Source organism: Flavobacteriales bacterium, assembly GCA_016779995.1.
GTDB lineage: Bacteria > Bacteroidota > Bacteroidia > Flavobacteriales > UBA7312 > UBA8444.
On the sequence record JADHMO010000002.1, the window covers coordinates 170,082 to 188,459 of the forward strand.

Genomic DNA, 18,378 nt, shown 5'->3' on the forward strand with positions numbered 1-18,378 from the left:
GCAAAACAATGAAAACAAAAATTAACAAGCACATTTCATTCCTTTTGTGTGAACACAATTGCGTAGTAATTCCTGACTTTGGGGGGTTTGTTGCGAACTATGAATCGGCACGAATAGATAGTCGTTCGCACTTTATGTATGCTCCTAAAAAAAGCATTGTTTTCAACAAAAGCTTACAAAATAACGACGGATTACTTGTTAATGAAATTGCATCTTGTGAAGGATTGACTTTTAAACAAGCCAAAAAAGAATTGGACAAATATGTCCTAGACTTGAAAGAATCCTTAAAACTTTATAAAAAAGTTTTCATCGAAGAAGTTGGTACATTATTATACACTTCTGAAGGCAATATTTTATTTGTTCAGTCCAACTCACGCAATCATTTGCTAGACAGCTATGGACTAAGTACATTACAATATCCAGCCATTCAAAGAACTTCTGTGCAAGAACAATTTGAAGAAAAAATAAAACACATAGACAAGAAACACCTTCCTAGTAATAAGAAGGTTTGGTTGAAAGCTGCTGCTGTTCTTCTGCCATTATTCATGGTAAGTGCTTTAGGCATTAGCCATAAAGAGAAGATACAAACCACTTATGCCAACCTTTCACCTTTTTCTTCATCAACTACAGAAATTGTAGAAACAAAAAAATCATATAGTCTAGCTAAATTTGATATTGAAAGCCCAACCAATGATATTGAACAGGCAGTAATATCTTTTTATGAAGCCAAAGACAATATGGTCAGTGCACCTATTGACTTAGACAAACATTTCATCATTGCTGGAGCTTTTTCTTCCGAGAAAAATGCCCAAAAAATGATAGCAAAACTAAAGGGTGCTAACTTTGGCAACTCTAAAATAGTAAACCAAAGCCATTCAGGGCTTTACAGAGTATGTTACGATGGCTTTAGTAATTCTTCAGAAGCTTTATCGGCACTACGAAAAATAAAAAAGACCAATCCTTCAGCTTGGCTTTTATCACTAAACTAAAACAATGTCTTCCAAAACACCTTTACACAGTTTAGCCACTCTTACTGAGATGGTACTACCTAACGACACCAACAATTTGGACAACCTCATGGGTGGCCGTCTATTGCATTGGATGGATATTGCTGCTGCTATTTCTGCACACCGCCATTGTGGGCGAATTGTAGTTACGGCCTCTGTCAACAATGTCTCTTTTGAAAAGCCTATCCCTAGAGCTAGTATTGTAACTCTTGAAGCTAAAGTTTCACGAGCCTTCAAATCCTCAATGGAAGTGTTTGTAGATGTTTGGATGGAAAACCAAACGACCAAAGGACGAGTGAAGTGTAATGAAGCTATCTACACCTTTGTAGCTGTTGACCAATTAGGAAATCCTATTGCTGTACCTTCTATCACGGCTGAATCCGATTTAGAAAAAGAACGTTATGAAGGGGCATTACGAAGACGTCAATTGAGCTTAATTCTTTCTGGCAGACTAAAACCAGAAGATGCAACTGAGCTGAAAGCCTTATTTACTTAATAGGACTTAAATCTATTTCTGTCATACATTTAAAATGTCCACGTGGGCATTTGGCATAACCTATCTTAGAACAAGGACGACATCCTAATTCTTTGTTTTCTACCATTACGGATTCTGGGTCAGGAAGATAAGGCACCATACCAAAAGCTGGTGCTGTATTACCCCAAACCGAATAGATTTTCTTTTTTAAAGCAGCCGATATGTGCATCATGCCCGTATCGTGAGAGACCACAAAGTCAGCACCTTTAACTAACAGAGCTGACTGAGTCAAAGAAAGTTTACCACAAGCATTTAGACCTAGTGAGGTGGCTTTTATTATTTCTTCTCCCCTTTGGGCATCTTCTGGGCCTCCTACCAAAACAAAAGGACGATTGAGCTGTTGACACAACTCAATAAGTTTAAAGGTAGGTAAAATTTTGGTGGCATGCTGACCGCCAATTACTACAGCTACAAAAGGCGTTTTTATTTGAAATTCCTGTGGTAAAGTTTCTGTATCAGGAATAAAAAAGTCGAGACCTTGCATATCATTTTTTACCCCCAAATGTTCTATGGTCGCCACATTTCTATCTACCATATGAATAGGAGGCATGAGGTTCCATTTGAAAGTCGTCAGCAAGAACTTTTTAATATTCAATTTATCGACACTTTTAGATGGCACTTTCAAAGCACGTTTGACTCCTAGGCTACGCATATTGTGGTGCAAATCCACAATTAGGTCAAAATTCAGGAGTTTAAGTTTGTCCGTACCTTCTTCATAATGATGAATAACATCAATGTAAGGATTGTGAGATAGCCAAGAAGAAAAATTGGTTTTAGTTAAAAAATGAACCTCAGCATTGAGTTGTTTTTTCAAGATTCTTACTACTGGCGAAGTCAGCACTATATCGCCAATAGAACTGAGTCGAATAACTAATATTTTCATCGATTTTGACACCCCTCAAAGCTAAAGAAATTATCCTAATTTTGCCCCTATGAATCTAATAGATACGCATACGCATTTGTTTTCTAGCCAATTTGATGAAGACAGACACCAAGTTGTTCAACAAGCCATTGAACAAGGCGTTGACAAAATGCTATTGCCCAATATCAATAGCGAAACGGTAGAAGCGATGCACCAACTTTGCCAAGATTTTCCACAGCATTGCTATCCTATGATGGGGCTACACCCCTGCGATGTCAAAGACGATTATGAGCAAGAATTAGAAATTGTCAAATCTCATCTCGACAAAGGGAAGTATGTAGCAGTAGGAGAAATTGGCATCGATTTGTATTGGGACAAAAGCACATTAGATATTCAAAAAAAGGCTTTCCGTCAGCAATTGATATGGGCTAAAGAATACGACTTGCCAGTAGCCATACATATTAGAGAAAGTTTCGATGCAATTTTCGAAGTGTTAGAAGAAGTCAATGACCACAATTTAAGAGGCGTTTTTCATTGTTTTACAGGCACTAAAGAGCAAGGTCAAAAAGCCATAGACATGGGCTTTATGCTTGGTATAGGCGGAGTCGTTACCTTCAAAAATAGTGGCTTAGACAAAACCTTAAAAGAGCTTCCACTAGAACAACTTTTATTAGAAACCGATAGCCCATACCTTGCCCCTACACCACACAGAGGACAACGCAACGAAAGTGCCTACATTACACTAATGGCACAAAAATTGGCAGAAATCTATGAGGTAAATATCGAAGAAGTAGCAAGAACAACTACACAAAATGCTAAAACACTTTTTAAATTATGAGACAATCCGATTCTGTTTTACTAATATATACAGGTGGTACAATAGGCATGTACAAGACCAATGAAGGTAGCCTAAGACCTTTCGATTTGGACACCCTTAGCACACAAATTCCTGAGCTTAAAACCTTTGATATTGATATCAATGCCATAAGTATAGCACAGCCCATAGACTCCTCCAATATGTCCAAAGAAGTATGGATACAATTGGCAGAAATTATTGAAAAAGAGTACAACAACTACAACGGTTTTGTTATTCTTCATGGCTCAGACACCATGGCCTATACGGCATCAGCACTAAGCTTTATGCTAGAAAATTTAAATAAACCCGTTATCCTTACTGGCGCACAATTGCCCATCGGAGTACGCCGAACCGATGCTAAAGAAAATATCATTACCTCCATAGAGATTGCTGCTCAAGGGAACATTCCAGAAGTATGTGTTTACTTTGAATACCGACTGATGCGAGGCAACCGATGTACCAAGGCCAATGCCGAACATTTTGAGGCCTTTAAAAGTCCTAACTTCATCTATTTGGCAGAAGCGGGTTTGGATATAAAATACAGCCCTATAAAATACGACCATACCCATAAAGACTTGAAAGTACACACCAATTTATGCGAAGACGTTCTTATTCTAAAACTGTTTCCAAGCATGAAAAAAGAGTACATCACTAAAGTATTGGACTTGCCCTATAAAGGTATCATTTTGGAAACCTTTGGTGCAGGTAACGCCACTACTGCCGATTGGTTTTTAAGGGCGATACAAACTGCCATAGATAATGGAAAATTGATATTAAACGTGAGTCAATGTTTGTCGGGAAGCGTGAGTCAAGGCTTGTACGAAACGAGCTCTAAATTAGAAGAACTCGGTGTAATTGGTGGTAAAGATATGACCACCGAAGCAGCACTAGCCAAAATGATGTACTTATTAGGTACTGACTATTCGCAAGAAGAAATAAAACAACGCCTTCAAATTTCTTTAAGAGGAGAGCTTAGCAATTAAAAAGCATTTCTTAGTTTTGTGACCCTTTTGGAAAGGTGGCCGAGTGGCTTAAGGCGCACGCTTGGAAAGCGTGTATACGGAAACGTATCGGGGGTTCGAATCCCTTCCTTTCCGCAAAAATAGAAATTACTCTTTTGAGTAGTTTCTATTTTTTTGTTTGGAGATGAGAACCCATGTTCGAAATGAAATTCTTGAGATTTACGAAGTAAAACGAAAAATCCCTTCCTTTCCGCAATAGACAAAAGCACCCAAAGGGTGTTTTTTCTGTTAAAAGAACTTAAATAAAGTGGCACGAGCAAGGATGCTCGCGCCAACAATTATTTAAATAACTTGTTAAAAAATTTCTGCAGTATAGGTGCAAAGAAAACAGAAGAAGCACCAATTAACGAATATATGATGAAGCTATAGTCATTACTGAGAATTATATCATCTCGGTAAGTTAGGTAATAGATAACCGAAAATAAAACCGAAATGAAAATAAAAACCGAAATATTTATGAATGTCTTTTTCATAATTACATTAATTGATAAAGTAAGGCAGAACCTGAAGCCCAAGCTGCACCAAAACCAATTGCTCCAACAATAGTCCCCCAACCTAAAGGTCCAAAACTAGCTAACGCCCAAGTTCTTAATAGAGTCCCAGCTGCTCCTGCTCCATCTGCCCAAGCTATTGCTTTCCAATTAACTTTAAATTCATCTACATCATCAAATCTTTCTATGTAATCGTCATATCTGCCCATACCTCCATTTACTTTTGGCATCCAAAATTTTAATGATGCTCTTGATGTCTCAATAAGCACCAATAATATCTCCTTATCTTTGCCATTAATTGCATCTATTTTTGTAACAATATTATCCAATGATTTTGATTTTGCCAAATAATTATCATTATTATAAACAACTCTTTTTATTTGATTTAAAATCGTTTTAGAAGCTTGATTTGATAAATGTCGATTAATTTCTAACTCTATTTCTAATGAGTTGTTTTTTTCAAAATACAAAAACAAATCAGTTAAAGACTTTGGTGGAATTGTTCTATTGATTGAATAAAAATTTCTTTTTAAAACATCAATAGACGTTGGGTGATTTATAAAAGCTTTTTCTAAAAAAGTATTGTGTAAACGACCAATTAATTTAGCTTCATATAAACCTATGACCCCTTTTTTAATTCTATCTTGTCTTAATGTTGGCTCTGTTACTCTTTCGGAAACACTATTAGTTTCATAAAATTCATTTTTAGAGCAAGAGGATAAAATAAATATACTCATGGACAGAGCAAAAGTAAATTCTGTAATTCGTTTTAAGTTTAATTTTTTCATGATTTTCTAATTAATAATTATTATTTCAACAAAGCTAACAGTTTAGCGTCTCATTTTATGAGACTCATAAAAATTTATTCAAATTTGAATTGCTGACCTCAGGCGCAACTTGGATTGAATATTAAAAACAAAGTAGCATTTTTTTTAAACTATTAATTTGTGTAAATTTGCGAGAACTTTAAAAAAACAATTTAAAACTAACATTGAAATGAAAAATCTATTAGCTCTTTTTATGCTGACTATTTCCCTGACCTTTGGGCTAAGTCAAGCAACTTTTGCTACAGTACAAGATGAAATTGACACTACAACAGTCGTTGAAGAAACGGAAGCTGTTGAAGAAGTAGTCGAAACAACTTCAGAAGCACCAAGTGCTGAAGTAGCAGAAAGTCCCTCTTTTCACCAAGTTATCAAACAAAAATTTATTGAAGGTGGTCCATCATTTATGGGTATCGTTCTATTGTGTCTTATCTTAGGATTGGCACTATGTATAGAAAGAATCATCTACCTAAACAAAGCTACTACTAATGCTGATGATCTATTATCAGACATCGAAGGAGCTTTATCTTCAGGGAATGTAGATGCTGCCAAAGAAGTATGTAGAAATACTGCTGGTCCTGTAGCAAGTATATTTTATCAAGGCTTAGACCGTTCTGGCGAGGGTATTGATGTGGTAGAAAAGTCAGTAGTGGCTTACGGAAGTGTACAAATGGGTTTATTAGAAAGAGGTCTTTCATGGATTTCATTATTTATCGCTCTAGCACCAATGCTTGGTTTCATGGGTACTGTAATTGGTATGATTGGTGCTTTTGACGCTATTGAGGCAGCAGGAGACATTTCTCCATCATTAGTTGCTGGAGGTATAAAAGTAGCACTTTTAACTACTGTATTCGGTCTTATCGTAGCCATGATATTACAAATCTTTTACAACTATATTGTTGCAAAAATTGATAGCATCGTGAATACTATGGAAGATGCTTCTATATCCTTTGTAGACATTTTAGTAAAAAACAAAATTAAATAAGCATGTCGGATTTTCTAATCAATGCCGGACTGATTCTAACCTACATCATGATAGGTGCTGCTACTTTGGCAGCCGTTATCTATCCTTTGATGTTCTTGGCTAAGAATCCTTCAAAAGGCAAAACAGCGTTGATGGGTGTTGGTGGATTGCTGCTTATAGCGGTTGTATCTTACATCATCGCATCAGGAGATATAATGACTTTCCCTGGTTCTGAAAAGTTTGGAATGACAGAAGCCTCCACTAAAAGAGTAGGTATGGGTTTAATTACTTTCTACATACTTTCTATTGGTGCTATTCTAGCCGTTCTTTATGCTGAGTTAGGTAAACTATTTAAAAAGTAAATTATGGCAAGAAGAGCAAAAGGTGCATCAGAAATCAATGCAGGCTCTATGGCAGATATCGCCTTCTTACTGCTTATCTTCTTCCTAGTAACTACTACTATGGACGTGGATACCGGTTTGGCGCGTAAACTACCTCCCATGCCTGAAGAAGATGTTATTCAAGATGATTCTCAAATCAAAGCCAAAAACATCTATGTAGTATTAATAAACTCCAACAACCAATTGCTGGTAGAAAACGAGTTTATTGATATCACACAACTTCGTGCAGGTGCTAAAGCTTTTATCAATAATAATGGTCGTAATCCCGAATTATCGGACAACCCACAAAAAGCCATTATTTCATTACAGAACGATAGAGGAACATCTTACGAAACCTACATTCAAGTACAAAACGAATTGGCGGCTGCTTATAGAGAGCTCAGAGACGCTAAGGCTATGCAACGTTTTGGTATGATGTATGCTGATTTGAACAATACACAGCAGAAAGAGATAAGAAAGGAATACCCTCAAAAAATCTCCGAAGCAGAACCCAAAAATATTGGAAACTAAACATGTCTAAATTCAAAAAAAATTCGAATAAGGATACGCCAGGAATATCGACAGCATCGCTGCCTGATATCGTATTTATGCTATTGTTTTTCTTTATGGTAACGACCGTTATGCGTGAAACCACCATTATGGTACAACAAAAATTACCACAAGCGACAGAAATACAAAAGCTAGAAAAGAAATCTTTAGTAAGCTATATTTACATTGGAAGTCCAGTGGAGAGAATGCAAGCCACTTATGGTACTAAAGCTCGTATTCAGCTCAACGATGCCTTTGCTACTGTCGACGATATTCCACAGTACATTACTGCCGAGCGTACTGCTCGTGATGAAAAAGAAGTGCCGTTTATGACCACTTCCATTAAGGCGGATCAAAATACCAAAATGGGTATTGTAACTGACGTCAAGCAAGAGCTTCGTAAAGCCAATGCACTCAAGATTAACTATTCTACCAGAAAGAAAGTTCAGTAAGAATTGTTCAATTTTTTAAAGTTAAAGGCCCGTTTTTACGGGTCTTTTTTTTTAGGTCGATTGAGGCTTAGAAATCGTCTTGAGTAAATACAACAACATTAGTAACCCCAGTAAAGCGATGACAAGCATGGATAACTGACCATCTTCAGTACCAAGATGCTCAACCTCTTTGGATATGCTTTGTTGATTAATGAAGTAACTCAAGATAACTGCCCCTGCATTATTGACAAAGTGAGCCAAAATAGGCAACCATATTGAACCACTCCAATAAAACAAATAACCCAACAAGCCACCGATTAGAAAGCGAGGGATAAAGCCTAAAAATTGCAAGTGCATGGCACTAAAAAGAAAAGCTGTTATCCAAATGCTCAAGTGTATTTTTCCATTTCTAGAAAACAACTCTTTCTGTATGACTCCCCTAAATAATAACTCCTCGCCAAGTGCTGGAATAACACCTATAATTAAGATATTGAGCAATAATCCCGACCAATGATTAACCTTTAAAAAGGCTTCCGTTATCTGCATAGCCTGACTTTCTGCCAAACGCATCCAGTCTTCTAGACTAGACAAAAAAGATGGTAAATGCAAACCTTCATTCCACAAAGCTAGGGCATTAATCAAAGGGAAAGCAAAGCACATAATAGCAACAGTCAACAGAAATTGCTGACGACTCACTGCGTTAAAATTTAGTGACTTAGACGTCAGATAGGCGAATAAAAAAGGAGGCACAATAAATAAGCCAATAGAACTAAACGCTTGTAAAAACTTCAAGGATTGTATGGTAGCTTTATTCTCAAAATCGCTTAGAGAAGGGGCATCAATGAGGCTAACGCCTATCATACCTAAAGCGTTGAAGACAATAAAGCTCACAAATAGCAACATCAATAAGATAAAGACTTGCTTGACGGGTGTATAATCATGATAAATGCCTTTAAGATTCATATCGAATAATAAATTAGTTAATTTTGCAAAAATGAGTGTAAAGATAGGTAATATCGATTTAGGTGAGTTTCCATTGCTATTAGCTCCTATGGAAGATGTCAGTGACCCGCCATTTCGTGCGTTGTGCAAACGCCACGGAGCCGATGTTATGTACACCGAGTTCATCTCTTCAGAAGGACTAATACGAGATGCAGTAAAGAGTACTCAAAAATTAGACTTCTTCGATTACGAACGCCCACTAGCCATTCAAATTTTTGGACACGATATAGAGTCCATGAAGCAAACCACCAGAATATGTGAGAAGGTAAATCCTGACTTCATAGACATCAATTACGGTTGCCCCGTTAAAAAGGTGACCTGCAAAGGAGCTGGTTCAGGCATACTCCAAGATATCCCTAAGATGGTATCCATGACCAAAGAGATTGTCAATTCCACTCATTTGCCAGTAACCGTAAAAACACGTTTGGGCTGGGACGACAATAGCAAACACATCGTTGAAATTGCTGAACGACTGCAAGATGTTGGCATCAAAGCTATCGCAATACACGGTCGTACACGCAAACAAATGTATAAGGGAGAAGCCGATTGGAGTCTTATTGCCGATGTCAAGAACAACCCACGCATGCACATTCCTGTATTTGGAAATGGCGATGTAGATAGCCCACAGACTGCACAATTAAAACGTGACAAATACGGTGTTGATGGCATTATGATAGGTCGTGCTGCCATTGGTTACCCTTGGATATTCAATGAAATAAAACACTTTCTAAAAACAGGACAAGAACTGCCTAAACCTACTATGAAAGAACGCATAGAGGTATGTAAAGAGCATTTGGAATTTTCAATAAAATGGAAAGGTCCAATTTTAGGTGTTGTAGAAACAAGACGACACTACACCAATTATTTTAAGCATATTCCAAATTTTAAAGAATACAGAATGCAATTAGTGACGGCACAACAGCCTGAAGAACTTTTTGAGATTCTTAGCGAAATAGAGCGTACATTTGGAGAATATGAATTTGCTTAAATGAAAGAAACACGCATCAATAAATATTTAAGTGAAGTAGGCTATTGTTCTAGACGAGCTGCCGATAAACTGATAGAACAAGGGCGAGTGACCATCAATGGCGAAGTACCTCTTATGGGCACTAAAATAGTACTAGGAGATGAAGTATGTGTGGATGGCAAGGCGGTAATTAAGTCAGAAGAAACGGCTGTCTATATTGCCCTAAACAAACCCACTGGCATTGTATGCACTACTGATACTAGAGTAGAAAAAGATAACATCATAGACTACCTCAACTATCCCAAACGTATTTTTCCCATCGGCAGACTAGACAAAGCAAGTGAAGGGCTTATACTTTTAACTAATGATGGAGATATCGTAAACAAGATACTGAGAGCCAGAAACAACCACGAAAAGGAATACATTGTGCATGTCAACAAAAAAATTGACGCTGACTTTGTGAGCAAGATGAGTCAAGGTATTCCAATTTTGGACACCATTACTCGCCCTTGTAAAGTCAAAAAAATAGGAGATTACCGTTTTAAAATTATTCTGACTCAAGGGCTGAACCGACAAATTCGCCGTATGTGTGAATACTTAGGTTATCATGTAGTCAGACTCAAGCGTATTCGTATAATGAATATTCACCTCGATTTGAAAGTTGGTGAGCATCGTGATTTGAGCAAATCTGAACTGAAAGAGTTAAATCGTCTGATTGAACCTTCTTCTAAGACGGTTTAGAAATAGCGTTTGACCAACTGCCTAGCTGGTATAAGACTAGCTACACAGCCAATTCCAAAGACTGTTATAAGCACTAATAATATATCTAAAGATTCTATAACAACAGGATAACTATCGACTACAAAAGAGCCATTTCCCATTTTTATTAGTCCGAACTGAATTTGTAGCCAAGCGATGAAAATACCCAATATTAAACCTGTAATTGCCCCAACAGCAGTCGTTAAAAGCCCTTCAAAGAAAAAGATACGCTTAACCAGTTGAGGCGATGCACCAAGGTGAAAAAGCAGTTTTATATCGTTCTTCTTTTCTATCATTAGCATTGTTAAAGCTCCGATAATATTAAAGGTCGCTATGATGAGAATAAAGCTCAAAATGATAAATACCGCTAATTTTTCAGAGTTTAATATCTTGTATAAAAAAGCATGTTGCTGGTATTTACTCTTAACGCTAAACGACTCGCCTAATATATCTTGTAAATCGGTCTGTATCGTGGATATATCGGCATCAGTACAGCGTATTTCTAAAGAGGAAGAAGACAAGCTATCTCTATTTAGCACTTCTCTAACAAAAGCAATATTGGTTAATACGTATTCAGCATCAAAATCGGATTGTATAGCAAAAACGCCTACTGGCAGAATACTTTTTTGAATGAAGGAGTTTTCTGGTCTTAACAAGTTCTTCTTTTCTCGGTCTGGTATATACACTTGCAGTTGGTCGAATATATTTCCAATGTTCATAGAAAGGTAATAGGCCACCCCTTGACCCACCACTGCCGTATGTTGAGCTGAATAAATGTCTAAATAATCGCCTGCAATGAGCATACTATCCACAGCATTAATGGCTTTGAAATTAGCATCAACTCCTTTAAGAGTAGCGATGTATTCTTTGTCTTGATAACGTAACAAGACCTTTTCTTCCAACACTTCAGAATATAAGATAGCCTTATCGTCGAGGTAATTTTTAGCCTCTTGAAAGTCCGACACTTTGCCATCAAGAACACTCACTTTGATGGGTGGGTCAAAAGAATTGTATAGTGACAAAATAAGTTTTTCAAAACCGTTGAATACCGAAAGTACTAAAATCAAAGCAGCAGTACCTATGCCCACGCCAATCATAGAGGCTAAGCTCACATAATGAACGACATTTTTGGACTTTTTGGAGAACAAATAACGCTTAGCGATATAAAAGGCGACTTTCAATCTTACTTTAATAAATCTTCTATCTGTTGGGAGTAATCGACAGAATCGTCAAGAAAAAACTTCAGTTCGGGTACTTTACGCATTTGGTTACGTATGCGCTCCCCTAATTTTTTGCGGATAGCATAAGATTGCTGATTCATTTTAGCCAATAATGCCTCTTTATCTTCTGTACCAAAAACACTAATATATACTCTAGCGATTGATAAATCTGGAGAAATTCTAACCACCGTAACGGACACTAAAGAAGTGCCAATTAAGTCTCGTCCTTTAAGTTGTAATATTTCTGACAAATCCTTCAACAACTGCCTAGAAACTTTCTTCTGTCTTGTACTTTCCATAGAACAAAGATAAATTTTTAGAACCTTAAAAAGAGCAATTTAAATACATTTGCACTATGAGAGATTTTTTAAGGGTACTACGTTTTGCTAAACCTTACTGGATACATGCTTTATTTAATATTGCCTTTAATATCCTTACGGTGATCTTTTCCTTGGTTTCAATAACGATGATTATTCCTTTCTTAGGCTTATTATTTGGTACTCAAGAAAAGGTTTATCAAGCACCGCCTTTAACCTTTAGCACAACATCTATTACAGAAAATTTCTACTTTCAAATTACACAAATCATAGAAACACGAGGGCAAATTGACGCCTTACTTTTTATATGTGGTCTGGTGCTTATCATGTTTTTATTTAGAAATCTGTTCCGATACTTAGCCTTATTTTTCCTTACGCCCATACGCAATGGTGTAGTGAGAGATATGAGAAATGCTTTGCACAAAAAGGTACTCCATTTGCCCCTTGGCTATTATACTGAAAAGAGAAAAGGCGACATCATTGCACGTATGACTACAGACCTCGTGGAGATAGAATGGTCCATTATGAGTTCTTTAGAAATGATTTTCAAAGACCCGCTTAACATCATCATATTCTTAGCCAGTTTAGTTTTTATTAGTCCTGAGCTAACCGTCTTTGTTATTGTCTTATTTCCTATTGCTGGATTTCTCATTGCTCGTATTGGTAAAAGTCTTAAAAAATCATCTGAGGAAGGGCAAAGTAAGATGGGAGAAATATTGTCAAATATTGAAGAAAACATTGGTGGATTACGTATCATAAAAGCCTTCAGGGCTGAACATATCATACAATCCCAATTTGAAAAAAATAGCGATGACTATCGTAAAACTATGACTAAGCTTTTACGCAAAAAAGATTTATCATCTCCTATGAGTGAATTTTTGAGTACAATAGTACTTGTTTGCGTAATGTGGTTTGGTGGTCAGTTGGTTTTGGGCAGCGAAAATAGTCTATCGCCCGAGGCATTTATTGGTTACATCGCTATATTTTCTCAAATCATACCCCCTGCCAAATCCTTTACTACGGCTTTTTACTATCTGCAAAAAGGAAGTGCTTCATCTCTAAGGGTAATGGATATTTTAGAAACGGAAAACAGCATTAAAGACCCTAAGGTTGCTAAAGGTAAAGGCTTTAGTCAGCAGTTGAGTTTTAAAAATGTTAGCTTTCAGTACGACACTCAAGCCGTTTTGAAAAACATCAGTTTCGACATAAAGGTAGGGCAAACCATTGCTTTAGTAGGAGAATCTGGAAGTGGTAAATCTACTATTGCCGATTTATTGGCTCGTTTTTACGATATTGAAAAGGGAGAAATTACTATTGACGGTATCAATATTAAAGACTTCAAACTTGCTGATTTGAGAGGACTGATGGGTATTGTTTCTCAAGACTCTATACTATTCAATGACAGTGTATTTAATAACATCACTTTAGGCCAAGAAGACGCCAATATGGACGATGTTATTGCCGCTGCCAAAGCCGCCAACGCTCACGATTTTGTGATGGAGATGGCTAAAGGCTATGACAGTAATGTTGGCGAGGGAGGTAGTAAATTGTCTGGTGGACAAAAGCAACGTCTAAGTATTGCCAGAGCTATTTATAAAAACCCTCCAATACTCATACTAGATGAGGCCACCTCATCACTAGACACCCAGTCTGAAAAATTGGTACAAGAAGCCTTGGGGCAACTCATGAAAAACAGAACCTCTTTAGTCATTGCCCACCGACTTTCTACCATTCAAAATGCCGATAATATATTGGTAATGAAAGAAGGGCAAATTGTTGAGCAAGGAAGCAACCAAGAGCTTATGCAACAAGAAGGGCTTTACAAGCGTTTACAAGACTATCAAACCTTGTCTTAATTTGTTCACTTTTCTTATTATCTTTGGGGTTCAAAACCTTACCTAAAAGAGAAATGATACGATTATTTTTTATCCTTTGCCTAAGTGTTAGCATCGCTTTTGCAGACAGTGGCGACACGACTACAGTTCAAGTTCATGATAATGTCGATATGACTTGGTATGGCCATTATAAAAAATGGGGTGAATTCCCAACAGAGGGTTCGTTCCGAAAAGTGTTGATGCACTTCGATATGGGTTGTGCCTCATCAGGATGTAGCGGTTGGGATTATGACGTACATATCCTTCTTAGAAACAGAACTAATAAACTAGACTCTAACCTTGTTTTAGCCCCTAGCTATAGCTTAGATGGTTCTAGTCCAGACTCCATACAATTCAGCTACAGCCCCACTTATGTAAGTGCTTGGGATAGCAATAATGGAGATACGGCTATCGCCAATGACACGCTAGTATTGGTATGGTATCAAGATGCCAATGACCCTTTTTTAGCGACTGACACTCAATACGTCTATGCTGCCAATTACTACAACATGACTTATGATAGTGCTGGAGCAGTTATTGATTCCGTATGGGTAGCTGCCGATACCACTTTGTATTTGAGCAATACCGACACCTACAACGTCTATGAAATTATAGAAGATTTTGAGCTCGGTAGAGCCATTACTCCTTATGGCACCTATATGAACCCCGCCAATGGCAGTTATGGTACCAATGGATACGATGAAAATTGGAAACACCGTTTCACCTACGATGTGACAGACTTCCAACACCTACTCAAAGATTCTGTTGAAATTGATGCTTTTTATTCGGGTTGGAGTAGTGGTTTTAGTGTCACTCTCAACTTTGAATTCATTGAGGGAACACCCCCAAGAATGCCGATAAGTCTAAGCAACGTATATAAAAATGGAGCTGCGGGCTATGGCTATACTAACTCAGCCAATTTTGAAAGCCAACAAATGCCTGAAGTCAAAGTCGCTACTTCTCAATATGCCTCTAACTTTAAATTGCAATTCGTGCCATCAGGTCACGGACAAGCAGGTGAATTTACTCCTAACGTCAGTTATACTGCTAAAGTAAACGGTTCGGTAGTAGGTGGAGAAACCATCTGGAAAGACGATTGTGGTTTCAATGCCATTTGGCCACAAGGGGGTACTTGGATTTTTGACCGTGCCAATTGGTGCCCAGGGGAAGCAGTACCCATCTACAACCACGAGATAACACCTTATGTCACTGCTGGTGATTCCGCTCTAGTGGATATTAACTTCAGCAGCTACAACCCTAATGGAGATGCTTCGTACTCCTGTGCCATTCATTTCTTCCAATACAAAGAACCCAACTTCGAATTAGATGCTGAAATCATAGATATTATTAGCCCTTCCTTAAAGGACCAATACTCTAGACTAAATCCTATTTGTTCGAATCCTGTCATAAAAATTAGGAATTCTGGTACTCAAGAATTAACCGCATTGACTATTGAATATGGTGTTAAGGGTGGGACTATGCAAACACAACAATGGACGGGCAACCTCAAATTCATGCAAGAAGAAGAAGTTACCCTAGGTGAAATGATTAACGATGGCAGCCAAAATACCTTTGAGGTAACAGTATCTAATCCAAATGGAACTACTGATATGCATAGCGATAACGACTTCATGTCATCTGATTTTGAGGACGTTCCTGTTTACAAAAATCAATTTTTGGTGCGTTTGAAGACGAATAACTATGGCAGTCAAAATTCATGGAAAATAGAAAATAGCCAAGGTGAAACGGTGTACTCTAATGGCAACTTTGCTAGTAATACACTAAACACCGATACTGTAATTTTAGGCAATGGCTGTTTCACTTTCACTCTTGAAGATACGGGCGGTGATGGCTTAGACTTTTGGTATTGGGACAATGTGGGTCAGCCAGATGGAACAGGCTACATCAACTTCATGTATTACGATACCATTTCTATTTTCAAAACCTTCCACAAAGATTTTGGCTCTCGAATTGTGCATTCTTTTAGAGTACAAAACGCCACTTCTATAGATGAGCAATCTTTGGATAAATTTGAAGTGTACCCTACACAAACCAATGGGCTAGTGCATATAAAATCGACAGCAAGTAATGACGAGAAAAACTTGCAACTGTTCGATGTTAAAGGTCAATTACTACTACAAAAACAATGGTTTGAGGCAGAAACAGATATTGATTTAAGCACCTTTTCCGAAGGTATTTACTTCATCAAATTCAAGACTGACAACTCTTTGCAAACGGAAAAAATTATATTTAGCAATTATTAAATTTTTCATTTGTCTTTTTTGATATTTTTGTTTCGATGAGTAAACCTTCCTATTGCAATAGTTTAGTAGAATATTCCCGTTTTCGTACCAGAGAAGTTATGGTAGGTAAAGTAGGTGTTGGTGGAGATAACCCCATACGTGTACAATCCATGACTACTACAGATACGATGGATACACAAGCCACTGTAGAACAAAGTATCCGTATGATAGAGGCGGGTTGTGAAATTGTACGTATCACCGCGCCGAGCAAGAAAGATGCCGAAAACCTACAAAACATAAAAGACGAATTGAGGGCAAGAGGTTACGATACCCCTTTGGTTGCCGATATACACTTCACACCCAATGCTGCCGAAATAGCTGCACGTATAGTAGAAAAAGTAAGGGTAAACCCAGGCAACTATGCCGATAAGAAAAAGTTTGAAGAAATAGAATATACCGACGATACCTACCAACAAGAATTGGAACGTATCAAAGAACGCTTTGTGCCCTTAGTACGTATCTGCAAAGAAGAAGGTACTGCTATGCGAATAGGCACCAATCACGGTTCGCTGTCGGATAGAATACTCAGCCGTTATGGCGACACCCCTCTAGGTATGGTAGAATCCGCCCTAGAGTTTTTACGTATTTGTAGAGAAGAAGATTTTCACAACATCATCTTGTCTATGAAAGCCAGTAATACCCAAGTGATGGTTCAAGCCTATCGTTTGCTCATTCAGAAGATGAAAGAAGACGGCATGAATTACCCTTTACACTTGGGCGTAACAGAAGCTGGAGAAGGCGAAGACGGACGTATAAAATCTGCCGTAGGTATAGGCACACTCTTAGAAGATGGCATAGGCGATACTGTGAGGGTATCCCTCACTGAAGAACCCGAATACGAAATTCCCGTAGCTCGTGATTTGGTGGACCGTTACCAAGATAGAATAAAGCATCAAGCTATTGCTGAGGTAGAGCAAAACCCCATTGATAGCTACAACTACCAAAGAAGAAAAAGCAACTCCGTACTTAACATTGGCGACAAGCAAGTTCCTGTTGTGATGGCAGACTTTTCTTTGAAGAAAAACATTACCCCAGCCAGTTTCTTTGCTTTGGGTTATCGTTATTCGGTACCCACAGACAAGTGGAACATTGGCGATATGGCATGCGACTACGTCTTTTTAGGAGATGAAGAAATTGACTTTGACATACCAGGAACTTTAGGCCTCATTTACCATCACGATACTTGGCTCAAGCATAAAGATAAGGAAAGAGTCTATCCCTTTCTGACCAGTAAGAACTACCTTGAGGGCGGTGTTTTTTCTGAGCAGATGAATGTGGTTTACGCCTGTTTGGAAGACCTCAATAGCGAACTAATTAGCCGACTCAAAGCAGACCCGACTGCCGTATTACTCATTGATACTTGGAATGCCCACGGTATGGCAGAGCAAAGGCGTTTGTTTATGGAATTGATGAATGCCGATTGTCAAGTGCCCGTCATTATTGGTCGTGCTTACGGAGGACTTTCTGAAGAAAAATTACAACTGCACAGTGCCACCGATATGGGGGCTTTATTGTTAGACGGTCTAGGCGATGGTATATTTATTGCTGCTGAAAATTGTGGTAGCGACCAGAATATCAACCAAACCGCTTTTGGCATACTACAAGCCACACGAACACGTATCTCAAAAACCGAATACATCTCTTGCCCTTCCTGTGGGCGTACCCTATTCGACCTACAAGAAACAACCGCCAAGATTAGAGCTAAGACCAACCACCTCAAAGGGGTGAAAATTGGTATTATGGGTTGTATTGTTAACGGACCGGGAGAGATGGCAGATGCCGACTACGGCTATGTAGGCACAGGCGTAGGGAAAATAACACTCTACAAAGAAAGAGAAGTGGTGCAACGCAACATTCCAGAAGAACAAGCCGTAGATGCCCTCATAGACCTCATTAAATCTTATGGCGATTGGGTAGAGGCAAAAAGTGATTAAAATTTTATAAATTTGTTTCACAACTTAAAGCCCAATGAACTATTTACCCTTTTATCCATTTCCACATATTTTATTTCGCTT

At 38.0% G+C, this 18,378-nt stretch carries 18 protein-coding genes and 1 tRNA gene; 14 read left to right on the plus strand and 5 right to left on the minus strand.

Annotated features, from left to right (window positions below; translation table 11 throughout):
• Positions 1-8 precede the first annotated feature (8 nt).
• Together ISP71_02655 and ISP71_02660 are read left to right on the plus strand one after the other, a co-directional pair.
• Positions 9-989, plus strand: coding sequence for an SPOR domain-containing protein (locus ISP71_02655; protein ID MBL6662982.1), 981 nt, complete (start codon positions 9-11; stop codon positions 987-989).
• Positions 990-993: 4 nt separating this feature from the next.
• Complete coding sequence (locus ISP71_02660; GenBank protein ID MBL6662983.1) at positions 994-1,503, plus strand: acyl-CoA thioesterase; 510 nt, start codon at positions 994-996, stop codon at positions 1,501-1,503.
• On the opposite strand, the gene ISP71_02665 is transcribed toward ISP71_02660, so the two are convergent.
• Entirely contained in the window at positions 1,496-2,425 is a 930-nt protein-coding gene (locus ISP71_02665; GenBank protein ID MBL6662984.1) for a glycosyltransferase family 9 protein, read from the minus strand. The two genes, ISP71_02660 and ISP71_02665, sit on opposite strands and share 8 nt — an antisense overlap.
• A 49-nt stretch (positions 2,426-2,474) precedes the next feature.
• Between ISP71_02665 and ISP71_02670 the strand changes: the two genes are divergently transcribed.
• The 3 genes from ISP71_02670 (at position 2,475) to ISP71_02680 (ending at position 4,357) form a co-directional block, all read left to right on the plus strand.
• Entirely contained in the window at positions 2,475-3,242 is a 768-nt protein-coding gene (locus ISP71_02670) for a TatD family hydrolase (protein ID MBL6662985.1), read from the plus strand.
• Positions 3,239-4,243 (plus strand): asparaginase, encoded by a 1,005-nt coding sequence (locus tag ISP71_02675; GenBank protein MBL6662986.1) that lies wholly within the window; start codon positions 3,239-3,241, stop codon positions 4,241-4,243. The genes ISP71_02670 and ISP71_02675 overlap by 4 nt, the downstream gene beginning before the upstream one ends.
• 29 nt (positions 4,244-4,272) lie before the next feature.
• Positions 4,273-4,357: transfer RNA gene (locus tag ISP71_02680), tRNA-Ser, on the plus strand.
• A gap of 400 nt (positions 4,358-4,757) precedes the next feature.
• Here ISP71_02680 and ISP71_02685 read toward each other — a convergent pair.
• Complete coding sequence (locus ISP71_02685; protein ID MBL6662987.1) at positions 4,758-5,561, minus strand: hypothetical protein; 804 nt, start codon at positions 5,559-5,561, stop codon at positions 4,758-4,760.
• Positions 5,562-5,769: 208 nt separating this feature from the next.
• Here ISP71_02685 and ISP71_02690 point away from each other — a divergent pair, with 208 nt between their 5' ends.
• From ISP71_02690 to ISP71_02705, 4 genes are read left to right on the plus strand one after another with little or no spacing between them, the layout of a single operon-like run.
• Positions 5,770-6,582 carry a MotA/TolQ/ExbB proton channel family protein gene (locus ISP71_02690; GenBank protein ID MBL6662988.1) on the plus strand — a complete coding sequence of 271 codons (813 nt, stop codon included), beginning with the start codon at positions 5,770-5,772 and terminating at the stop codon, positions 6,580-6,582.
• Positions 6,583-6,584: 2 nt separating this feature from the next.
• Complete coding sequence (locus tag ISP71_02695; GenBank protein ID MBL6662989.1) at positions 6,585-6,923, plus strand: hypothetical protein; 339 nt, start codon at positions 6,585-6,587, stop codon at positions 6,921-6,923.
• Positions 6,924-6,926: 3 nt separating this feature from the next.
• A complete protein-coding gene (locus ISP71_02700; GenBank protein MBL6662990.1) occupies positions 6,927-7,472 on the plus strand; it encodes a biopolymer transporter ExbD in 546 nt (181 codons plus the stop codon).
• Positions 7,473-7,474: 2 nt separating this feature from the next.
• The gene (locus tag ISP71_02705; GenBank protein MBL6662991.1) at positions 7,475-7,942 is read left to right on the plus strand and encodes a biopolymer transporter ExbD; all 468 of its coding nucleotides are present in this window, start codon (positions 7,475-7,477) and stop codon (positions 7,940-7,942) included.
• A gap of 51 nt (positions 7,943-7,993) precedes the next feature.
• On the opposite strand, the gene ISP71_02710 is transcribed toward ISP71_02705, so the two are convergent.
• Positions 7,994-8,884, minus strand: coding sequence for a CPBP family intramembrane metalloprotease (locus ISP71_02710; protein MBL6662992.1), 891 nt, complete (start codon positions 8,882-8,884; stop codon positions 7,994-7,996).
• Between the two features lie 31 nt (positions 8,885-8,915).
• Between ISP71_02710 and dusB the strand changes: the two genes are divergently transcribed.
• Together dusB and rluF are read left to right on the plus strand one after the other, a co-directional pair.
• Complete coding sequence (dusB, locus tag ISP71_02715) at positions 8,916-9,911, plus strand: tRNA dihydrouridine synthase DusB (GenBank protein MBL6662993.1); 996 nt, start codon at positions 8,916-8,918, stop codon at positions 9,909-9,911.
• Positions 9,912-10,631, plus strand: a complete 720-nt coding sequence (gene rluF, locus ISP71_02720) for a 23S rRNA pseudouridine(2604) synthase RluF (protein MBL6662994.1) — start codon at positions 9,912-9,914, stop codon at positions 10,629-10,631.
• Here the strand turns inward: rluF and ISP71_02725 are convergent.
• Both ISP71_02725 and rbfA read right to left on the minus strand, forming a co-directional pair.
• On the minus strand, positions 10,628-11,830 hold the full coding sequence (locus ISP71_02725) for an ABC transporter permease (GenBank protein ID MBL6662995.1): 1,203 nt from the start codon (positions 11,828-11,830) through the stop codon (positions 10,628-10,630). The two genes, rluF and ISP71_02725, sit on opposite strands and share 4 nt — an antisense overlap.
• 2 nt (positions 11,831-11,832) lie before the next feature.
• Positions 11,833-12,168, minus strand: a complete 336-nt coding sequence (rbfA, locus tag ISP71_02730; GenBank protein MBL6662996.1) for a 30S ribosome-binding factor RbfA — start codon at positions 12,166-12,168, stop codon at positions 11,833-11,835.
• A gap of 56 nt (positions 12,169-12,224) precedes the next feature.
• On the opposite strand from rbfA, the gene ISP71_02735 reads away from it, so the two are divergent.
• The 3 genes from ISP71_02735 to ispG are packed head-to-tail and all read left to right on the plus strand — an operon-like array spanning position 12,225 to position 18,297.
• A complete protein-coding gene (locus ISP71_02735; GenBank protein MBL6662997.1) occupies positions 12,225-14,042 on the plus strand; it encodes an ABC transporter ATP-binding protein in 1,818 nt (605 codons plus the stop codon).
• Positions 14,043-14,095: 53 nt separating this feature from the next.
• Complete coding sequence (locus ISP71_02740) at positions 14,096-16,324, plus strand: T9SS type A sorting domain-containing protein (GenBank protein MBL6662998.1); 2,229 nt, start codon at positions 14,096-14,098, stop codon at positions 16,322-16,324.
• 35 nt (positions 16,325-16,359) lie between these two features.
• Entirely contained in the window at positions 16,360-18,297 is a 1,938-nt protein-coding gene (gene ispG, locus ISP71_02745) for a (E)-4-hydroxy-3-methylbut-2-enyl-diphosphate synthase (protein MBL6662999.1), read from the plus strand.
• The last annotated feature ends 81 nt before the right edge of the window (positions 18,298-18,378 follow it).